The following is a 19092-nucleotide window of genomic DNA, read 5'->3' as shown; positions in this document are numbered from 1 at the left end:
CGTCCGGCCCCGCCCGGCGGGACGCTGGATCCATGGCCACCACCCTCGTACGCCCCCGTCCCACCACCTCCGGGACCAGCGGAGCCCTCAAGGCCGCAGCCCACAAGGCTCCCTCCCTTCGGCACCTCGGCCCCAACTGGTACGCCTCCGTCATGGGCACGGCGATCATCGCCAATGCCGGCGCGACCCTCCCGTACCAGCTCCCCGGCCAGCGCGTGGTCTGCCAGATCTTCTGGGTGCTGGCCGCCACCGCCCTCGCGGCCTTGCTGACCGCCCGGGCCGGCCACTGGATCCACCACCGCGACCAGGCCCGCACCCATCTCCTGGACCCCGCCGTGGCCCCCTTCTACGGGTGCCTCTCGATGGCCCTGCTGGCCGTCGGCGGCGGCGCGCTCATCGTCGGCAAGGACCTCATCGGCGTCCCCGCCGCCGTGGCCGTGGACACGGTCCTGTTCACCGCCGGCACCGCGATAGGCCTGCTCGCGGCCGTGGCCGTCCCCTACCTGATGGTGGTCCGCCACAAGGTGGAGGCCCACCAGGCCACCCCCGTCTGGCTGCTCCCCGTGGTCGCCCCCATGGTCTCCGCCGCGCTGGGCCCCCTGCTCATCCCCCACCTCCCCGCCGGCCAGGCCCGCGAGGCCATGCTGCTCGGCTGCTACGCGATGTTCGGCCTCAGCCTGCTGGCCACCCTGCTGCTGCTCCCCCTGATCTTCGGCCGGCTGATCTTCAGCGGCCCCCTCCCCCTGGCCCTGACCCCGACCCTGTTCCTGGTCTTGGGCCCCCTCGGCCAGTCCACCACCGCGGTGAACTCCCTCGCGGACATGGCTCCCCAGTCGATGCCCGGCCCCTACTCCGGCGCCTTCTCCGCCTTCGCGGTCGTCTACGGGGTCCCCGTGATGGGATTCGCCCTGCTCTGGCTGGCGCTGGCCGCGGCGATGCTGCTGCGGGCCGCCCGCGACGGCATGGGGTTCGCCATGACCTGGTGGGCGCTGACCTTCCCCGTCGGCACCTGTGTCACCGGCGCCGCCGGACTGGCCCGGCACACCGGTCTCACCGCCTTCTCCTGGCTGGCCGCGGCCCTCTTCCTGGCCCTGCTGACCGCCTGGCTCCTGGCCGCGGCGAACACCCTGCGCGGCCTCGCCACCGGCCGCCTCCTGGCCGCGCCCCGCTAGAGCGACGCCCGCAGGGCAGCCCCCAGCACCTCAGGGGCCCCGGCCAGCGAGGGCCCGTACCAGGTCAGATGGCGGCCGTCGACGAACGCGGCGGGGATGCCGGGGAAGGCCTCGGGCCCGTCCCCGGGGGTGAAGCGGTACGGCTCGTCCGGGAACACCACGAGCTCGCAGCCCGCGGCGGCCAGCTCGGCGGCCGGGATCCTCGGGTACCGCTCCGCGTGCCCCGCGTAGGCGTTGCGCACGCCGAGGCGAGCCAGCAGGTCCCCCGCGAAGGTGTCGCGGCCCAGCACCATCCAGGGCCGGCGCCAGACGGGCACGAAGGCCGTCCGCAGCTGCCCGGCGGGCTCCACGCGGGCCCACGCGGCCTCCGCTTCCGAAAGCCACCGGGGCCGCTCCAGCCCCATGGCCCCCACCAGCACCCGGTCCAGCTCGGCGAACGCCTGCGGCAGGTCCCGTACCTCGGTGACCAGGACCTCCAGCCCGGCCTCCCGCAGCGCCGCCAGGTCCGCGGCCCGGTTCTCCTCCTCGTTGGCGAGGACCAGATCCGGGCGCAGCTCCGCGATCGCCCGTACGTCGGGGTTCTTCGTCCCCCCGATGCGCGCCGCGTCCCCCAGCGCGGCCGGGTGCGTGCACCAGTCGGTCACCCCGGCCAGCGCCCCGGGCGCGCTCACGGCCACCGCCTCGGTCAGGGACGGCACCAGCGAAACGACCCGCATCCGCTCAGTGTCCCGGCGAGGGCGGCTCGGAGGTCGCGTGGATGTGCTCGCCGACCGCGACGATCAGGATGCGCGTGTCCTCGGTGACGGCCCGCCAGCGGTGGCGCACCCCGCCGGACAGGAACAGCGCGTCGCCGTTCTCCAGCCGGTACGCCCGCCCCTCGGCCTCCACCTGGCAGGCGCCCGAGACCACGTACATCAGCTCGTCGTTGCGGTGCTGGTACTCACGGCCCGCGGCCTGGTCCCCGGTGAACTCCAGGGCGTGCAACTGGTGGTGCCCGCGCACGAGGGGCCGTACGCCGGGCACGGGGGTCAGCGCGGACTCGTCTCCGGCCCGTACGAGGTCCACGGTGCGCGCGGTGTCGGAGGCGGCCAGCAGATCGACGGCCGTGGTCTCCAGCGCGTCGGCGACCCGTTCGAGGGACCGCATGCTGGGCCTGGCCCGCTCGTTCTCTATCTGGCTCAGGAAGGGAACCGACAGTCCGCTGCGCGCGGACACGGCGGCGAGGGTGAGGTGCAGGGCCCGGCGTCTCTTGCGCACGGCCACGCCCACCCGGAGCGGTTCCTTGGAGTCCTTGTCCCGGTCCCGCTCCTTGTCGTCCGCGCCGGTCGTCGCGCTGGTGCCGTTCTTGCCGTCGGTGCCGTCCCTGTCGTCCATGGCGGGGCTGCCCTCCCCTTGTTCCGGGTGGTCCGGTCCATCGCACAACGCGCATCGGTGTGCTGTAAGCACCTTACGCAGCAACCGGCTCCGGTTTCGCGCTCAAGTGCGGAGGAGGCCGTCCCTGCGCCACTTTCCGTTTTCCTTCGGTGCATCATCGTGACCGTGACGACGACACGACGCCTGATGCTCCTGGACACCGCTTCCCTCTACTACCGCGCGTACTTCGGCGTGCCGGACTCCGTGAAGGCCCCCGACGGCACTCCGGTCAACGCCGTCCGCGGCCTGCTCGACTTCATCGGCCGCCTCGTGCAGGACCACCGGCCCGACGACCTGGTCGCCTGCATGGACGCCGACTGGCGGCCCCACTGGCGGGTGGAGCTGATCCCCTCCTACAAGGCCCACCGGGTCGCCCAGGAGACGGAAAGCGGCCCGGACGTCGAGGAGACCCCGGACACCCTGGCCCCGCAGGTCCCGATCATCGAGGCGGCCCTGGACGCCTTCGGCATCGCCCGGGTGGGGGTCGCCGGCTACGAGGCCGACGACGTGATCGGCACCCTGACCGGCCGCGCCACCGGCCCCGTGGACATCGTCACGGGCGACCGGGACCTCTACCAGCTGGTCGACGACGCGAAGCAGCGCCGCGTGCTGTACCCGCTGAAGGGCGTGGGCACCCTCCAGATCACCGACGAGGCCTGGCTCCGCGAGAAGTACGGGGTGGACGGCCCCGGCTACGCGGACCTGGCGCTGCTGCGCGGGGACCCGAGCGACGGCCTGCCGGGCGTCCCCGGCATCGGCGAGAAGACGGCGGCGAAGCTGCTGGACGCCTACGGGGACCTGGCCGGGATCATCGCGGCCATCGAGGACCCGAAGTCGAAGCTGACCCCCACCCAGCGCAAGCGCCTGGACGAATCACGGCCGTATCTGGCGGTTGCCCCGACGGTGGTCCAGGTCGCCTCGGACGTTCCGCTTCCGCCGTTCGACCCGGCTCTCCCGGCCGTTCCCGCGCAGCCGGATCTGGTCGCGGCGCTCGCGCACCGGTGGGGCCTGAGTGGAGCAGTTGATCGTCTGTGCAGCGCACTCCGCCCCTGAGGTGCTAACTTAGGTAATCCTAAGCTTAACGGAGTCAGGGTCGGAGAGTCAGGGAGACGTCGTGGCAGAAGGACGCGCCCGCAAGGTCGGCACCGCAGTCGTCGTGCGGACCGAGCGGCTGAGTCCGCACATGGTGCGGATCGTGCTGGGCGGTGCGGGGCTGGCCGGATTCGGTGCGGGCCAGTACACCGACCACTACGTGAAACTGCTCTTCGCGCCGGCCGGGGTCACGTACACCACCCCCTGGGACCTGGACCGGATCCGGGCGGCCCACCCCCGCGAGGAATGGCCGCGCCAGCGTGCGTACACGGTGCGCACCTGGGACCCGGTCCACCTGGAGCTGACCCTCGACTTCGTGGTCCACGGCGACGAGGGACTGGCCGGCCCCTGGGCGGCCCGCGTCCAGCCGGGTGAACTCGTACGCTTCCTCGGCCCGGGCGGGGCCTACGCCCCGGACCCGACCGCCGGCTGGCACCTGCTGGTCGGCGACGAGAGCGCCCTGCCGGCGATCGGCGCGGCGATGGAGCGGATGCCCGTCGGAGCGCGGGTCCACGCGCTCGTGGAGGTCCAGGGCCCGGAGGACGAGCTGAAGATCGCCACCCCCGACGGCATCGTCCCGGTCTGGGTCCACCGCGGCTCCCGCCCCATCGGCGAGGCGCTGACCGAGGCCGTCCAGGCCCTGGCCTTCCCCTCCCCCGACGTACACGCGTTCGTGCACGGCGAAGCCGGCTTCGTCAGATCCCTCCGCCACCACCTGCGCATCGACCGCGGCATCCCGCGCGAGCGCCTGTCCATCTCCGGCTACTGGCGCCTGGGCCAGACCGACGAGGGCTGGCGCGCGATCAAGCGGGACTGGAACGCGGAAGTCGAAGCCGAGCAGGAACGCCCCCTGGCCGGCGCCGCGTCCTGACGCACGGCCCCCGGCACGTCCGGGGGGCCGGCCCGACCTCAGCCACGTCAGCCCCGCCGGCGTTCGAGGCGCGGGTCCGGGCGGAGCCCGGGGAACGGCGGAAGGGCGGGTAGGGGACCCGGCCCCGCAGGGCACCCGCCGCGCCGCGCCGGCCCATGCGGGCCGGCGGACGGCCGACGGCGGCGCTCCGAAAGGCGGGATCACCCGTTCGGCCGGACAATGGCCCCATGCGTACGCGTCGCGCATTCACGGCAGTCGGAGCCGCCGCCCTCCTGCTCACGGCCACCGCCCCGACCCCACCTCCCGCGCCCACCGCCCGGCTCACCGACGCCCAGGTCGACACGGCGGTGCGGAGCCTCGACGCGACGGTCGCCGAGATGATGCGCCGCACCGGCGTCCCGGGCCTCTCCGTCGCCGTCGTCCACGACGACGAGGTGGTCTACCTCAAGGGCTTCGGCCTGCGCCGCGTCGGCGACCCGGCCACGGTGAACCCGGACACCATCTTCCAGGTCGCCTCGCTCTCCAAGCCGATCTCCTCCACCGTCGCCGCCGGGGTCCTCAAGGCCCCCGCCGACTTCGACCGGCGCACGGAGCTGCCCGGCTTCGCGCTCAAGGACCCGTGGGTGACCTCCCACGTCACCACCGCCGACCTGCTCTCCCACCGCAGCGGCCTGCCCGACCACGCCGGCGACCTCCTCGAAGACCTCGGCTACGACCAGGCGTACATCCTCGACCACCTGCGCCTGGCGCCCCTGACCCCCTTCCGCGCGAGCTACGCCTACACCAACTACGGGTTCACCGCCGCCTCCGAGGCGATCGCCCGCTCCCACGGCGCCACTTGGCAAAAGCTCAGCGCCGACACCCTCTTCAGGCCCGCCGGCATGACGCACACCAGCACCGAGTTCAAGGCCTTCGTCGACGCCCCCGACCACGCCGCCACGCACGTCAGGACCACCGGTCAGAAGGGGGCCGGCACCTGGAGCCCGCGCTACGTCCGCGATCCCGACGCCCAGGCCCCGGCCGGCGGAGTGAGCAGCACCGCCCGCGACATGTCCCGCTGGCTGCGGCTCCAGCTCTCCGGCGGCACCCTCGACGGCAAGCGGATCATCCCCGCCGACACCCTGGCCCGCACCCATCTCCCCGAGATCGTGTCGCAGCCGCCCGCCTCCCCCACCGGCCGCACCGGCTTCTACGGGCTGGGCTGGAACGTCGGCTACGACGACGCGGGCCGCCTGCGCCTGAGCCACTCCGGGGCCTTCGACCTCGGCGCCAACACCAGCGTGAGCATGCTCCCGCTGGAGAAGCTCGGCATCGTCGTCCTCACCAACGGCGCCCCCGTCGGCCTCCCCGACGCGGTCGCCGCCGACTTCTTCGACACCGCCGAACACGGGAAGGCCACCACCGACTGGCTGGCCCTGACGGGCGCCCTCTACGCCCAGATCAACGCGGAGGGCCGCTCCCCCACCGACTACGCCCGCCCGCCCACCGGGGCGAAGCCGGCCCAGGAGGACTCCGCGTACACCGGCACCTACGACAACCCCTACTACGGCAAGGCCACCGTCGCCGCCACGAGCGAGGGCAAGCTGACCCTGTCCCTGGGCCCGGGGCCGATGGTCTTCCCCCTCACCCACTACGACGGGGACACCTTCAGCTACGAGACCGCCGGGGAGAGCTCGGTCGGCCGCACCGGGGTGTTCTTCTCCCCTGCCGACCGCACGGTCCGCATCGAGTACCTGGACGCCGACCACCTGGGAACCTTCACCGGCGGCTAGGACGGGCCCCGGCCGCATAGCCTGTACCCGGTGAAGCGCAGATCCCACATCCCCGACGCGCCCCTGCCCCAGATCTCCGGCATCGACCCGGTCCGCATGCGGCTGCCCCCCGACCCGGACGGGACCTGGCCTGACCTCGGCTCCTACCTCACTGCACGTTACGAGGGCACGCGCGGCTCCGAGTCCATGGCCCGCCTGCTGCGGGACGGCCGGGTGCTGGGCGCCGGCGGCCGGGTGCTGCGGCCGCAGGACCAGTACGAGCCCGGCGGCTTCCTGTGGTTCCACCGGGACATGCCGCCCGAGCCGGTGGTGCCCTTCCCCATCGGGGTCGTCTACCGCGACGAGCACCTGCTGGTGGCCGACAAGCCGCACTTCCTGGCCACCACCCCGCGCGGCAGCCACGTCTTCCAGACGGCCCTGGCCCGGCTCCGGGTGGAGCTCGGCCTGCCCGCCCTGAGCCCCGCGCACCGGCTGGACCGGATGACCGCCGGGCTCGTGCTGTTCAGCATCCGGCCCGAGGACCGGGGCGCGTACCAGCTGATGTTCCAGGAGCGGCGGATCCGCAAGGAGTACGAGGCGCTCGCGCCCCACGACCCGGCGGTGGAGTTCCCCCGGACCCTGCGCAGCCACATCGAGAAGGTGCGCGGGGTGATGGCGGCGACGGAGGTCGCGGGCGCCGAGCCCAACGCCGAGACCCTGGCCGAACTCCTCGCGGTCCGGGGGGACACCGGGCGCTACCGGCTGACCCCGCACACCGGGCGCACCCACCAGCTGCGGGTCCACATGAACAGCCTGGGCCTGCCGATCCTGGGCGACCCGGTCTACCCGGTGGTCCGCGATCCGGCGCCCGACGACTACCGGCGTCCGCTCCAGCTGCTGGCCCGCACCCTGGAGTTCACCGATCCGGCCACCGGGATCGCGCACCGCATCGAGAGCGGGCGCACCCTGCGGGCCTGGGAGGACCGTCCCGGCTGGGAAGAGGGATCCGGGGACCTGGGCACCGAAGACCCCGACGGGCCCTAGCGGGCGACGTCCGCGATCCGCAGCGCCGCGTCGGCGGTGGCCTCCGCGAAGGCGGCCACCGGGCGCGCCGGATCGGAGCGGTGGATCAGCATCACGCCTTCGATGAGACCGAAGACGATGTCGTTGCGGAGCACCAACCCGGCCCGGTCACCGGCGAGTTCGACTCCGGCGCCAGTCCCGTCGAGCAACTCCCGGTAGATGTCCTTGAGTTCCTGGCGCATCCGGCGGAAGCGCGCGAAGCGGGCACCGGAGACCTCGGGCAACAGGTAGAGCGCGCCCAGGTTGTACGGCCCCCCGCACAGCAGCATCACGTCCGAGCGGCACAGCTCCCAGAGCCGGCGGCCGGCGGGCCGGTCCGCTTCCCGGGCCAGCCGGCGGGCCAGCTCCAGGGAGGGCGCGACCGTGGACTCCAGGAGTTCGGCGAGGAGTTCCTCCTTGCCGCCGAAGTAGTGGTACATCGTGGCCTGGCGCATTCCGGCCCGTTCGGCCACCGCCCGCGTGGTGGTGGCCGCATACCCCTTCACCGTGAACAACTCGGCCGCCGCGTAGAGGAGTTCCTCGCGCGGCGGCCTCCCGCTCGCCGGTCTCAGCTGATCGGCGCGCGGCCGACCGACCCGTCTCGGCCCATCGTCCGTTCCACCAGTCATGGCCCGATTTTCCCACAGGACATGCCGAAGTGATCATGGCAAGAGATGAGATCCGGCCATGACCACTTATGGAGGAACATCCAAATCCGGTTAGCCCACCGAGCTGTAGGCCACCACACCGCGCAGCAGCGCGTCCACCGCCTTGCGGGCGTTGCGGGCCACCGTGCTCCCGCCTTCCGAGGAAGGCGGCGCAGAAGACGAAGGCGCCGCGGCGGCCACCTGCCCCAGCACGTCGATGACCTGCTTGCACCAGCGCACGAAGTCACCGGCCGGCATCTCCGCCTCGCGCAGCACCTCGTCCAGGCTCTTGTCGGAGGCCCACTGGTACACCGCCCACGCGAAGCCGAGGTCCGGCTCGCGCTGGCCCACGCCCTCCGCCTGGTTGATGCCGTGCTCCTCCTCCAGCGCGTCGAGCCGGCCCCAGATGTGGACCATCTCGCCGAGCGCGGCCTTCGCCGCGCCGCCCGGCACCTTCGGCGCGACCGCGTCGTCGGACTGCCGTGCCTCGAAGACCAGCGCCGAGACGCAGGCGGCCAGTTCGGCCGGGCTCAGCCCCTCCCAGATGCCGGCCCGCAGGCATTCCGACGCCAGCAGGTCGAGCTCTCCGTAGAGCCGGGCGAGCCGGCGCCCGTGCGGGGTCACCTCGTCCTCGCGCAGGTAGTCCAGGTCCGTCAGCAGCGCGTGGATCCGGTCGAAGGTGCGGGCGATGGTGTTCGTCCGGCCCTCGATGCGCTGCTCCAGCTGCCGTGTGTCCCGCTGGAGCCGGTGGTAGCGCTCCGCCCAGCGGGCGTGGTCCTCGCGCTCGTCGCAGCCGTGGCACGGATGTGCCCGCAGCGCGGTGCGCAGCCGCGTGATCTCCCGGTCGTCGGCCGCGGCCGCCCGGCCTCGGGGTGCCCGGCCGGGCCTGAAGTCGCCGGCCTTGGTCCGCAGTTGCGAGGCCAGATCCCGACGGGACTGCGGCGAGCGGGCGTTGAAGGTCTTGGGGATCCGCATCCGGTCGAGGGGCTCCACCGGCACCGGGAAGTCGATCCCGGCGAGCCGCTTGACCTGCCGCTCCGCGGTGAGCACCAGCGGGCGCGGACCCTCGGTGTACTCGTGCCCGCGGTGCCCGTTGGACCGCCCGGCCGGCACCCCCGGGTCCAGCACCAGGGCGAGCCCCGCGAACTTGCCCGTCGGCACGTGGATGATGTCGCCCGGCTTGAGCTTCTCCAGCGACGCGGCCGCCTGCGCCCGCCGCTGGGCGGCGCCCTGCTTGGCCAGGTCGTTCTCGCGGTCCTTGAGGTCGCGGCGCAGCCGCGCGTACTCCTCGAAATCACCGAGGTGGCAGGTCATGCCCTCCCGGTAGCCGTCCAGGCCCTCCTCGTTGCGCTGCACCTGCCGGGAGATCCCGACGACCGAGCGGTCGGCCTGGAACTGCGCGAAGGAGGTCTCCAGCAGCTCGCGCGAGCGGTGCCGCCCGAACTGCTGGACCAGATTGACGGCCATGTTGTACGAGGGCTTGAAGCTGGAGCGCAGCGGATACGTACGGGTACCCGCGAGCCCGGCCAGGCCCGCCGGGTCCATGCCCCGCTGCCACAGCACCACCGCGTGGCCCTCGACGTCGATGCCGCGCCGCCCGGCCCGCCCCGTGAGCTGCGTGTACTCGCCGGGGGTGATGTCGGCGTGCTGTTCGCCGTTCCACTTGACGAGCTTTTCCAGGATGACCGTGCGCGCCGGCATGTTGATGCCCAGCGCCAGGGTCTCGGTGGCGAAGACCGCCTTCACCAACCCCCGTACGAACAGCTCCTCGACGACCTCCTTGAAGGTGGGCAGCATGCCCGCGTGGTGCGCGGCGATGCCCCGCTCCAGGCCTTCGAGCCATTCGTAGTACCCCAGGACGTGCAGGTCCTCGGTGGGGATGGAGGCGGTCCGCTCCTCGACGATCTCGCGCACCTTCAGGCGCGCGGTGTCGTCGTTGAGCCGCAGCCCCGCGTACAGGCACTGCTGGACGGCGGCCTCGCAGCCGGCCCGGCTGAAGATGAAGTTGATGGCGGGCAGCAGCCCGTCGCCGTCCAGCCGGGCGATGACCTCGGGGCGCGAGGGGGTCCAGATCCGGCCGCGGGAGCGCCGCTCGCGCTCGCGGTCGGCCTCGCGGACCATCTTTCCGCGCCGCCGGTCCTTCGGGGTGTACCGGCTGCTGTTCTCCTCGCGCGCCATCCGCAGCAGATCGGGGTTGACCTCGCGGCGCGCGGAGCCGCGGCCGCCGTGGTCGGACCCCTCCTCGAAGAGGTCGTAGATCCGCCGGCCGGCCATGACGTGCTGCCACAGCGGTACGGGCCGTTCCTCGGAGACGATCACCTGGGTGTCGCCGCGCACGGTGTCCAGCCAGTCGCCGAACTCCTCGGCGTTGGAGACGGTGGCGGAGAGCGAGACCAGGGTCACCGACTCGGGGAGGTGGATGATCACTTCCTCCCACACGGCTCCGCGGAACCGGTCGGAGAGGTAGTGCACCTCGTCCATCACCACGTAGCCCAGACCGACCAGCGCCCGCGAGCCCGCGTACAGCATGTTGCGGAGCACCTCGGTGGTCATGACGACCACCGGCGCATCGGAGTTGACGCTGTTGTCGCCGGTGAGCAGACCTACCTTGTCGGCGCCGTAGCGCTTGGCGAGGTCGGCGTACTTCTGGTTCGACAGGGCCTTGATGGGCGTGGTGTAGAAGCACTTGCGGCCCTGTTGGAGGGCCAGGTGCACGGCGAACTCGCCGACGATGGTCTTGCCCGAGCCGGTCGGGGCGGCGACGAGGACGCCCTTGCCGGCCTCCAATGCCTTGCAGGCCTCGATCTGGTAGGGATCCAGGTCGAATTCGTACATCTCGCGGAAGGGCGCCAGGGCCGAGGCCTCTTCGGCGGCGCGGATCCGGGCAGCGGCGTACCGCTCGGCGGGAGAAAGTTCTTCGGTCATCTTGTCATCGAGCCTACCCGCCGCCCCTGACAACAGTCGCGATCTTTTGCGCGGGCCCGGACGTCCTACGCCAGGAGCCGCAGGGCCGCCGGGACGCACCGCGCGCTCACCGGGAGCGGGCCCAGCGGCTCGCCGTCGGCGTAGGCCGTGATGCCGGCCGCCTCCAGGGTCACCTTCGCGGCCCGGTGGACGGTGACCTTCGGATGGTCGAGGTGGGTGCCCTTGTAGACCCGCGGGAACACCTTCAGCAGGGTGGTGCGGCTGCAGTCGCCGACGACGGTGACGTCGAAGAGGCCGTCGTCGGGGACCGCGTCCGCGCAGATGCGCATGCCGCCGCCGTAGGAGGAACCGTTGCCGACGGCCACCAGCGTGGCCTCGGTCTCCAGGACCGGGCCGTCGTCCAGGGTGATCCGGTACGGGAAGGGCCGGAAGGCGGCCAGTTCCAGAGCCATCGCCAGGTCGTACTTGAACCGGCCCACCGGCAGCCGCATCCGGTTGCCCCGATCGTTGACCCGCGAGTCGAAGCCGGAGCACAGCACGGTCCCGTACCAGGTGTCACCGGCGCCGTCCCCGCCCCTGCTCACCCGGCCGAGGTCCATCTCGCGGACCCGGCCCTCCTTGAGCGCCTCGGCGGCCAGCCGGCCCGCCCGCGCCGGTTCCCGTACCGGCAGGCCCATCGCGCGCGCGAAATCGTTCCCGGTGCCCACCGCTACCACCCCGAGCGGCACCAGCGTGCCGGCGAGCGCCTGCAGCGCGAGGGAGACCATCCCGTCGCCGCCGACCGCGATCACCGCCCCGGTGCCCTCGCGCACCGCCGTGCGCAACCGGGCCAGGGCGTCGGGGGCATCGCCGCCGACGACGGTCCGCACCGAGAAGCCGGCCTCGCGAAGCGCGGAAGCGGCCGGCTGCGCGGCGTGCGCGGCCCGGCCGCTTCCGGCGGTGGGATTGACGAAGAGGGTGATCTCAGCACTCACCCGCGGGAATGTACCTGCCAGGGCGGACCCGCGTCGATCAGGTGGCGTCGTCGTAGCCGTTGATCCGCTGGCGGCCGCCGTCGGCCTGCTCGGGCAGGGCGTTCGGAGCCGCCACGGCCTCGACCGCACCCACCTCCGCCGGCGTCAGGTCCACCGCGGAGGCCTCGTCGTCGTCGAGGCCCGCGTCGGGGTCCTTCCGTGCCCGCCTGCGGTCGTTGAGGTAACAGACCGCGAGGGCGATGAAGTACAGGGCGACGATCGGCGTGGCCAGAGCCAGCATCGTCAGCGGGTCACCGCTGGGCGTCGCGAACGCGGCGAATAGGGTGATGCCCAGCACCATGGCCCGCCACCAGCTCGCGAGCCGCTTCGCGGTCAGCACCCCGGTGACGTTGAGCAGGATCAGCAGCAACGGCAGCTCGAAGGCCAGGCCGAAGACCACGATCATGCGCGTGATGAGGTCGAGGTAGTCGTCGACCGGCAGCAGGTTGCTCGCGTTGTCGGGGGTGAACTCCAGCAGGATCACCGCGGTCTGCGGCAGGACCTTGTACGCGAGGACCGCGCCGGCGCCGAACAGCGGTGCGCCGACCGCCACGAAGGCCACGGCGTACTTCTTCTCGTGGTTGTGCAGCCCCGGGGCCACGAAGGCCCACAGCTGGTACAGCCACACCGGCGCGGCGAGCACCACACCGGCGGTGAGGGAGACCTTCAGGGCGATGGAGAAGGGCGCGATGAGGCCGTTGACCGTCATGGCGGCGCAGGGCTTCCCGTTGCGCTGCGTGACCACGCCGTTGGAACAGCCGACGGAGTCCAGGATCGGCTTCATCATGAAGTCGATCAGGTCCTTGTAGAAGAACGCGGCCACGATGGTGACCACGAGGACCCCGAGGACGGCCTTCATCAGCCGGTTTCTCAGCTCACGCAGGTGCTCGACAAGAGGCATCCGCCCTTCGGCGTCCTTCGCCTTCTGTTCCTGCTTCTCCTGCTTGCGGGCAGACTTGAGCAACCCACGTCCCTTGTCTCGTTGCAGTTGACTGGTGCGCGCGCGGCCGGCGGACCGGCCGCCGTCAGCCCTGCGTGGTGTGGTTGGGCTCGTTCACGGGGCGGGCGCTGGTGACGTCGCCGGGCGAGGCCTGGATCGTGCGCGGGGCCGTGGCCTGCTGCTGGGGCGCCGGGTCGGCGACGGAAGAAGCGGTGGCGGCGTCCTCCGCCTCCCCCTCCTTCTTCATCGCCTTCGCCTCGCTCTTGAGGATGCGGGCGGACTTGCCGAGCGAGCGGGCCATGTCGGGAAGCTTCTTGGCACCGAACAGCAGGAAGATCACGGCGACGATCAGGAGGATTTCGAGGGGCTTCAGGTTGCCGATCATGTGTGTCTTCCTTCTCACCGAAACGGCTGGTTGTGGTAGTCAAGACGGCTCTGACCGAGATCGGTAAGCCGTTCTGACAAGGATCGTAACCCCCGGGGGTTAACGCCAGGCAATGCCCCGGGGCATCACCGCTTGCGTGGTCAGACAGTACGACGGTTGCCTGGCGATGGCTATGGCCGCACGGAGCGCCCGGCTCTGGCCAGGCCCGTCGCCGCCCGCTCCAGGTCCGCGGAGGCCTCCGCGATCCGGCGTCCGGCGTCCGCGACCTGCACGGAGAGGCGGCGCACCTCCACGAAAACCCGCACGGCGAGCACGGCGAGCACGGCGACCCCGAGGAAGCCCAGAGCGATTGCGAACATCGGCCACAGCATGTGACGAGCCTAGGCCACCGCCCGCCTCACACGCTGCGCAGGGTGCTCACTCCGCCACCGGTCAGCAGTTCCACGATGCGCTCACCGGCCGGTTTGCGTACCGGAGCGCCGCACTCGGGACAGGTGAAGGAGTAGAAGGTCGTACGCCGGCTGCCGCCGATGGCCAGGCGCAAGGAGCCCGCGTCCAGCTCGAAACGGGCCCGGCAGTCGGGACAGGACGCCTTGAACGCGACCGACATCGCGCGGATCCCCCCTCGGCCCTCAGCCCTGTTCCCCGGCCGCGGCACTCGCGGCGGCCACGTCCTCGACCGCCTGGCCCTCGTACGCGGCGAGCGCCTCCCGGGCCGCCCTGCGGGCGCTGTCCGCCAGCTCCACGGGGGACACGATCCGACCCTCACGGCCCAGCCGCAGCGCCAGGCGCCGCAGCGAGCCCGGGTCAGGGGTCCGCAAGGTGATCCGCAGGCCCCCCTCGGGCAGCTCCTCGGCACTGTCGTGCGGGTAGTACTCGGCCACCCAGCGCCCGCCGGGACCGACCTCGACCACGACCTCCGGATCCTCGGCGGCGGGCTGGACCAGCCCCTCGGACAGATCACGGGGCTCGATGGCCGGCGGATCGGCCCGCTCGTCGAGCAGCCGGATCTCGGCCACCCGGTCCAGCCGGAAGGTGCGCCGGGCCTCCGAGAGGTGGCACCACCCCTCCATGTAGGTGTGCCCGACGGCGAACAGCCGGATCGGGTCCACCGTGCGTTCGGTGAGCTCGTCGCGCGCGGGCGAGTAGTAGCGCAGCCACAGCCGGCGCCGCTCGGCGATGGCCCGGTCCACGTCGGCGAAGACCCCGCCCTCGGACTCGAAGGTCACCGACAGCCGGGAACTGGCCCCGGCCACCTCCCCCGCGGCCGCCTCCAGCTTCGCGGTCGCCCGCAGCAGGGCCTGGCGGTCCCCCTCGCGCAGCCCCGGCAGCGTGGCCACGGCCCGCGCCGCCACCAGCAGCGCCGTCGCCTCGTCGGCGGCCAGCCGCAGCGGCTCGGCGGTGGACTCCCCCGACGCGTCGGGATTGCGCCACCAGATGCGCTCCCCGTCGGTGTCGATGTCGAGCAGGTCACCGCCCCGGAAGCTGGTCCCGCACATGGGCAGCACGTCGAGGTCCGAGATCAGCTCGTCCTCGGTGATCCCGAAGGCCCGGGCCACGTCCGCGACGTGCGCACCCGGGCGCTCGCGCAGGTACGTCACCAGGGACAGCATCCGGCGCGTCTGGTCGATGGCGTTGGCAGCCATGCTGGTACGTCTCCCCCTCAGGGCGTTGCTCAATGATCTTGCCCGGTCCACCCGCTCCCGCGCGGCACCGCACGGCTCCGCGCGGCCCGACGACGGGCCGGCCCTAGCCCTTGGCCACGGCCCGCAGCCGGTCCACCACATCGGCCCGCAGGTCGGCCGGCTCCAGCACCACGACATCCGGGCCGAACTCCACCAGCCAGGCGTCCAGCCCGTGCCCGTACGGGATCTCCAGCTCGTCCCAGCCCTCGCCGCCCTCGCGCACCGCCGTGGCCTTGGACCGCAGCGGATAGCCCGCCCCCGCACGCAGCCGGATCAGCGCCGAACGCTCCGCGCTCTCCCCGGCCCACCTCGCCACGGTCTCCCGCACGGTCACCACGTCCGGGACCTCGGCGGTGTACTTGGCCGCCCGCGAGCGGACCTTGCCCGTGATCCGGGAGAGCCGGAACACGCGCTCCGCCCCGCGGTCACGGTCGAAGCCCGCCAGGTACCAGTGGCCGCGCCAGCACTCCAGGGCCCACGGCTCGACCTGACGGGTCTCAGGACGGGCGGCGGTGGACTTGCGGTAGTCGAAGACGACCGGGCGGCGATCGCGGCAGGCCAGCATCAGCGGCTCGAAGGCCGCCTCGTGCACCGGGATCCTCGGTTCGATGGCACTGTGCTGGCCCTCGTACGGATCCGAGGCCTCCGGCATACCGCCGGCACGCAGCTTCTGCAGGGCGCCACTGGCCGCCCCGGCGAGCCGGGCCTGCTGCCAGACCTTGGCGGCGAGCCCCAGGGCCGCGGCCTCCTCGGCGTCCAGCGCCACGGGCGGCAGCCGGTTGGAATCACGGCGCGCCAGATAACCGGTGTCGCCCTCCAGGTTCTCGACGGTCTCGATGACCAGCCCGAGCTCCCGCAGATCGTCCTTGTCCCGCTCGAACATGCGGTTGAAGGACTCGTCGTTCCCGGCTTCCATGTAGGCCTCGATGGAACCGCGCAGTTCCCGCTTGCTGAGCGGCCGACGCGTCCCCAGCAGACACAGCGCCAGATTCATCAGCCGCTCGGCCTTGGCAATCGCCATCGACGCCCATCCGCCCTTCCAGACCTTCGAGTCGTGTCCCCGGTACACCCTCGTGACCGCTGACCGTACCGCCCCGATGGTCCAGGGCAAAAGCGAGGGCCCCCGCCTCGGAGACGGGGGCCCCACACGCTCCACGGCGACGCTTCACGGCGCCGCCCACAGCGGACTGATCAGGCGGCCATCAGGTCGCACACGAAGATCAGCGTCTCGCCCGGCTTGATCGCGCCACCGGCGCCACGGTCGCCGTACGCGAGGTGGGCCGGGATCGTCAGCTTGCGACGGCCGCCGACCTTCATGCCCTGGACGCCCTGGTCCCATCCGGAGATGACCTGGCCGACACCGAGCTGGAACTGCAGCGGCGCGCCGCGGCCCCAGGAAGCGTCGAACTCCTCGCCGGAGGAGAAGGCCACGCCCACGTAGTGGACGGAGACGCGGGAACCCGCCTTGGCCTCGGCACCCTCGCCGACCCAGATGTCCTCGATGACGAGGTCGGTCGGGACCGGGCCCTCGGGGAAGTCGATCTCGGGCTTCTCGAGCTTGTCGCTCACGGAACTGCTCCTCAAAAACTTACGAACAGGGGGACAACCTGGACAGTCTTACACCACGGCGAGGATGTCGAGGCTGAAGACCAGCGTCGAGTTGGCCGGGATGGTGCCCTGCTCCTTGTCACCGAAACCCTGGTCCGCCGGGATGACCAGCAGGATGCGGCTGCCCGCCTTCTTGCCGACGATCCCGTCCTTCAGGCCCTTGACCTGAAGGTCCGCGAGCGGCCACGTCACCGTCGTGTCGGTGCCGTAGGTGCTCTCGAACGTCTTGTCGTCCTTCCACGTCTTGCCGTTGAACTTGACGACGACGCTGTCGGTGTCCTTCACGACCGCGCCCTCGCCCTCCAGGACGTAGTTCGACACGAGCTTCGCCGGCGGCGTGCCGTCCTTCGGAACGGCCACGGAAACTTCCTTGCCGTCCGTGTTCACGCCCACCTTCGGCAGGGCCGCGTCCGTCTGCGGGACCGCCTTGCCCGTGGCCGAAACCGGCACGGAAGTGGCCTTGACGACGTCCACGACGAACACCAGCGTGGCGTTCGGCTTGATCGTCTCGCCCGAGCCCTGCTCGCCGTAACCGAGGTCCGGCGGAATCACCAGCTCCAGACGGCTGCCGACCTTCTTGCCCTCCAGGCCCTGGTCCCAGCCCTTGATGACCTGGCCCGCACCGATCGTCACGTCGAACGGCTTGCCCTTGCCGAAGCTCTGGTCGAACGGCTTCGTACCGTCCCAGACCTGGCCGAGGTAGTTGACCTGGGCGATGTCGCCCTTCTTCAGCGCCGGGCCGTCACCCTCGCTGATCGTCACCACCTTCAGTTCCTTCGGCGGGGTGCCCTTGCCCTTCGCGAGGGCGGGGGTCTCCCCGAACTTGGCGCCCTCCGTGATCGCGGGCGCCCCGTTCTTCATCTGGGCGGAGTCGGAGCCGCTGTCGCCACAGGCCGCTGTCGACAGCAGCAGAAGGGGTACGACAAGCAGGCCGGCAAGTCGGCGCACGTGTTCCTCAGATCTCAGACGGCACAAAGGTCGTCGCCACTCTAAGGCGTGGACAGGGCCCCGTACGAGATACGTACGAGGCCCCGGCCAAGATCAGTGCGATGTCACACTGCGCCACACGGCGCCCTGTAGACCCTCACATCCCCGCGATCAGCTTCTCCACCCGGTCGTCCACCGACCGGAACGGGTCCTTGCACAGCACCGTGCGCTGCGCCTGATCGTTCAGCTTCAGATGCACCCAGTCGACCGTGAAGTCCCGCCGCTGCTCCTGCGCACGACGGATGAAGTCACCCCGCAACCTCGCCCTCGTCGTCTGCGGAGGCACCGACTTGCCCTCGAAGATCTTCAGGTCGTTGCAGATCCGCGCCGCCTGCCCCTTGCGCTCCAGCAGGTAGTACAGCCCGCGCCTGCGGTGGATGTCGTGATACGCGAGGTCTATCTGAGCCACCCGCGGATTCGACATCGTCATGTTGTGCTTCGCCCGGTACCGCTCGATCAGCTGGTACTTCATCACCCAGTCGATCTCGGTCCCGATCCGGTCCAGGTCCTCCGCGTCGATCGCGTCCAGCGTCCGGCCCCACAGCTCCAGCACCTGGTCCACGACACCCGTACGGATGCCCCGGCGCTCCGCGAAGTCCACCGCCTTGTCGTAGTACTCCCGCTGGATCTCCAGCGCTGAGGCCTCCCGACCGCTCGCCAGCCGCACCTTGCGCTGACCCGTGATGTCGTGGCTGACCTCGCGGATCGCCCGGATCGGGTTCTCCAGCGTCAGGTCCCGCATCACCGTGCCCGCCTCGATCATGCGCAGCACCAGATCGGTCGCCCCGACCTTCAGCAGCATGGTCGTCTCGGACATGTTCGAGTCGCCCACGATCACGTGCAGACGCCGGTAGCGCTCCGCGTCCGCGTGCGGCTCGTCCCGCGTGTTGATGATCGGCCGCGAACGGGTCGTGGCCGAACTGACGCCCTCCCAGATGTGCTCGGCCCGCTGACTCACGCAGTAGACCGCGCCCCGGGGCGTCTGCAGCACCTTGCCCGCACCACAGATCAGCTGCCGCGTGACGAGGAACGGGATCAGAATGTCCGCCAGCCGGGAGAATTCCCCGTGCCGGGCCACCAGGTAGTTCTCATGGCAGCCGTACGAGTTTCCCGCCGAGTCGGTGTTGTTCTTGAACAGATAGACGTCGCCCGCGATTCCCTCCTCGTGCAGGCGGCGTTCGGCGTCGACGAGCAGGCCTTCGAGAATGCGCTCGCCGGCCTTGTCGTGGGTGACCAGTTCGATCAGGTTGTCACATTCGGGAGTTGCATACTCCGGATGCGAACCCACGTCGAGGTAGAGGCGGGCGCCGTTCCGCAGGAAGACATTGCTACTGCGGCCCCATGACACAACACGGCGGAAGAGGTAGCGCGCCACTTCGTCAGGAGACAGTCGGCGCTGTCCCCTGAACGTGCACGTGACGCCGTACTCGTTCTCCAGCCCGAAAATGCGGCGGTCCATGACTGAACATTACGCCTTCTGCTCTGTTCTGAAACCGAGTTCGCAGGCGCCGTTTCGATCATTTTCCCGAGAGACCACCCCA

At 71.4% G+C, this 19092-nt stretch carries 19 protein-coding genes; 5 read left to right on the top strand and 14 right to left on the bottom strand.

The window, feature by feature from the left end; genetic code table 11:
• Positions 1-32: 32 nt before the first annotated feature.
• Positions 33-1172 carry a TDT family transporter gene (locus OHA37_RS31355; RefSeq protein WP_266910180.1) on the top strand — a complete coding sequence of 380 codons (1140 nt, stop codon included), beginning with the start codon at positions 33-35 and terminating at the stop codon, positions 1170-1172.
• Here the strand turns inward: OHA37_RS31355 and OHA37_RS31350 are convergent.
• Entirely contained in the window at positions 1169-1888 is a 720-nt protein-coding gene (locus tag OHA37_RS31350; RefSeq protein ID WP_266910178.1) for a helical backbone metal receptor, read from the bottom strand. The two genes, OHA37_RS31355 and OHA37_RS31350, sit on opposite strands and share 4 nt — an antisense overlap.
• 4 nt (positions 1889-1892) lie before the next feature.
• Complete coding sequence (locus OHA37_RS31345; RefSeq protein WP_443046238.1) at positions 1893-2546, bottom strand: helix-turn-helix domain-containing protein; 654 nt, start codon at positions 2544-2546, stop codon at positions 1893-1895.
• Between the two features lie 186 nt (positions 2547-2732).
• Between OHA37_RS31345 and OHA37_RS31340 the strand changes: the two genes are divergently transcribed.
• The 4 genes from OHA37_RS31340 to OHA37_RS31325 all read left to right on the top strand — a co-directional run bounded on the left by OHA37_RS31340 (position 2733) and on the right by OHA37_RS31325 (position 7343).
• Positions 2733-3638 carry a 5'-3' exonuclease gene (locus OHA37_RS31340; protein ID WP_266913253.1) on the top strand — a complete coding sequence of 302 codons (906 nt, stop codon included), beginning with the start codon at positions 2733-2735 and terminating at the stop codon, positions 3636-3638.
• 61 nt (positions 3639-3699) lie between these two features.
• Entirely contained in the window at positions 3700-4548 is an 849-nt protein-coding gene (locus tag OHA37_RS31335; protein ID WP_266910176.1) for a siderophore-interacting protein, read from the top strand.
• Positions 4549-4775: 227 nt separating this feature from the next.
• Positions 4776-6320, top strand: coding sequence for a serine hydrolase (locus OHA37_RS31330; protein ID WP_266910174.1), 1545 nt, complete (start codon positions 4776-4778; stop codon positions 6318-6320).
• 30 nt (positions 6321-6350) lie between these two features.
• Positions 6351-7343 carry an RluA family pseudouridine synthase gene (locus tag OHA37_RS31325; RefSeq protein WP_266910172.1) on the top strand — a complete coding sequence of 331 codons (993 nt, stop codon included), beginning with the start codon at positions 6351-6353 and terminating at the stop codon, positions 7341-7343.
• Here OHA37_RS31325 and OHA37_RS31320 read toward each other — a convergent pair.
• The 12 genes from OHA37_RS31320 to pafA form a co-directional block, all read right to left on the bottom strand.
• Positions 7340-7990, bottom strand: coding sequence for a TetR/AcrR family transcriptional regulator (locus tag OHA37_RS31320; protein WP_266910170.1), 651 nt, complete (start codon positions 7988-7990; stop codon positions 7340-7342). The genes OHA37_RS31325 and OHA37_RS31320 overlap by 4 nt on opposite strands.
• Before the next feature lie 90 nt (positions 7991-8080).
• The gene (locus OHA37_RS31315; protein WP_266910168.1) at positions 8081-10933 is read right to left on the bottom strand and encodes a DEAD/DEAH box helicase; all 2853 of its coding nucleotides are present in this window, start codon (positions 10931-10933) and stop codon (positions 8081-8083) included.
• Between the two features lie 65 nt (positions 10934-10998).
• A complete protein-coding gene (locus OHA37_RS31310; RefSeq protein WP_266910166.1) occupies positions 10999-11907 on the bottom strand; it encodes a diacylglycerol kinase in 909 nt (302 codons plus the stop codon).
• 37 nt (positions 11908-11944) lie between these two features.
• Entirely contained in the window at positions 11945-12910 is a 966-nt protein-coding gene (gene tatC / locus OHA37_RS31305) for a twin-arginine translocase subunit TatC (RefSeq protein WP_266910164.1), read from the bottom strand.
• Positions 12911-12971: 61 nt separating this feature from the next.
• Complete coding sequence (gene tatA / locus OHA37_RS31300) at positions 12972-13271, bottom strand: Sec-independent protein translocase subunit TatA (protein ID WP_266910162.1); 300 nt, start codon at positions 13269-13271, stop codon at positions 12972-12974.
• A 170-nt stretch (positions 13272-13441) separates the two neighbouring features.
• Positions 13442-13642, bottom strand: coding sequence for a hypothetical protein (locus OHA37_RS31295; RefSeq protein ID WP_266910160.1), 201 nt, complete (start codon positions 13640-13642; stop codon positions 13442-13444).
• Between the two features lie 26 nt (positions 13643-13668).
• A complete protein-coding gene (locus tag OHA37_RS31290; RefSeq protein ID WP_243334037.1) occupies positions 13669-13881 on the bottom strand; it encodes a CpXC domain-containing protein in 213 nt (70 codons plus the stop codon).
• A gap of 22 nt (positions 13882-13903) precedes the next feature.
• Complete coding sequence (locus OHA37_RS31285; RefSeq protein ID WP_266910158.1) at positions 13904-14917, bottom strand: helix-turn-helix transcriptional regulator; 1014 nt, start codon at positions 14915-14917, stop codon at positions 13904-13906.
• 103 nt (positions 14918-15020) lie between these two features.
• Positions 15021-15977 carry a helix-turn-helix transcriptional regulator gene (locus tag OHA37_RS31280; protein WP_266910156.1) on the bottom strand — a complete coding sequence of 319 codons (957 nt, stop codon included), beginning with the start codon at positions 15975-15977 and terminating at the stop codon, positions 15021-15023.
• A 170-nt stretch (positions 15978-16147) separates the two neighbouring features.
• Positions 16148-16525, bottom strand: a complete 378-nt coding sequence (locus OHA37_RS31275) for an FKBP-type peptidyl-prolyl cis-trans isomerase (protein WP_266910154.1) — start codon at positions 16523-16525, stop codon at positions 16148-16150.
• Positions 16526-16573: 48 nt separating this feature from the next.
• The gene (locus tag OHA37_RS31270) at positions 16574-17512 is read right to left on the bottom strand and encodes an FKBP-type peptidyl-prolyl cis-trans isomerase (RefSeq protein ID WP_266910152.1); all 939 of its coding nucleotides are present in this window, start codon (positions 17510-17512) and stop codon (positions 16574-16576) included.
• A gap of 136 nt (positions 17513-17648) precedes the next feature.
• A complete protein-coding gene (gene pafA / locus OHA37_RS31265; RefSeq protein ID WP_053678744.1) occupies positions 17649-19010 on the bottom strand; it encodes a Pup--protein ligase in 1362 nt (453 codons plus the stop codon).
• Positions 19011-19092: the final 82 nt, after the last annotated feature.

This window comes from Streptomyces sp. NBC_00335 (assembly GCF_036127095.1).
In the GTDB taxonomy this organism is placed as follows: domain Bacteria; phylum Actinomycetota; class Actinomycetes; order Streptomycetales; family Streptomycetaceae; genus Streptomyces.
Note: the sequence above shows the minus strand (reverse complement) of the source record. Positions and strands in the feature narration are given on the sequence as shown.

Excerpts from the sequence above, each read along its gene's own strand:
- OHA37_RS31295 (WP_266910160.1), bottom strand. The coding sequence starts at position 13,642 with ATGCTGTGGCCGATGTTCGCAATCGCTCTGGGCTTCCTCGGGGTCGCC.
- OHA37_RS31340 (WP_266913253.1), top strand. The coding sequence starts at position 2,733 with ATGCTCCTGGACACCGCTTCCCTCTACTACCGCGCGTACTTCGGCGTG.
- OHA37_RS31330 (WP_266910174.1), top strand. The coding sequence starts at position 4,776 with ATGCGTACGCGTCGCGCATTCACGGCAGTCGGAGCCGCCGCCCTCCTG.
- pafA (WP_053678744.1), bottom strand. The coding sequence starts at position 19,010 with ATGGACCGCCGCATTTTCGGGCTGGAGAACGAGTACGGCGTCACGTGC.
- OHA37_RS31355 (WP_266910180.1), top strand. The coding sequence starts at position 33 with ATGGCCACCACCCTCGTACGCCCCCGTCCCACCACCTCCGGGACCAGC.
- OHA37_RS31350 (WP_266910178.1), bottom strand. The coding sequence starts at position 1,888 with ATGCGGGTCGTTTCGCTGGTGCCGTCCCTGACCGAGGCGGTGGCCGTG.
- OHA37_RS31320 (WP_266910170.1), bottom strand. The coding sequence starts at position 7,990 with ATGACTGGTGGAACGGACGATGGGCCGAGACGGGTCGGTCGGCCGCGC.
- OHA37_RS31315 (WP_266910168.1), bottom strand. The coding sequence starts at position 10,933 with ATGACCGAAGAACTTTCTCCCGCCGAGCGGTACGCCGCTGCCCGGATC.
- OHA37_RS31345 (WP_443046238.1), bottom strand. The coding sequence starts at position 2,546 with ATGGACGACAGGGACGGCACCGACGGCAAGAACGGCACCAGCGCGACG.
- OHA37_RS31290 (WP_243334037.1), bottom strand. The coding sequence starts at position 13,881 with ATGTCGGTCGCGTTCAAGGCGTCCTGTCCCGACTGCCGGGCCCGTTTC.
- OHA37_RS31285 (WP_266910158.1), bottom strand. The coding sequence starts at position 14,917 with ATGGCTGCCAACGCCATCGACCAGACGCGCCGGATGCTGTCCCTGGTG.
- OHA37_RS31280 (WP_266910156.1), bottom strand. The coding sequence starts at position 15,977 with ATGGCGATTGCCAAGGCCGAGCGGCTGATGAATCTGGCGCTGTGTCTG.
- tatA (WP_266910162.1), bottom strand. The coding sequence starts at position 13,271 with ATGATCGGCAACCTGAAGCCCCTCGAAATCCTCCTGATCGTCGCCGTG.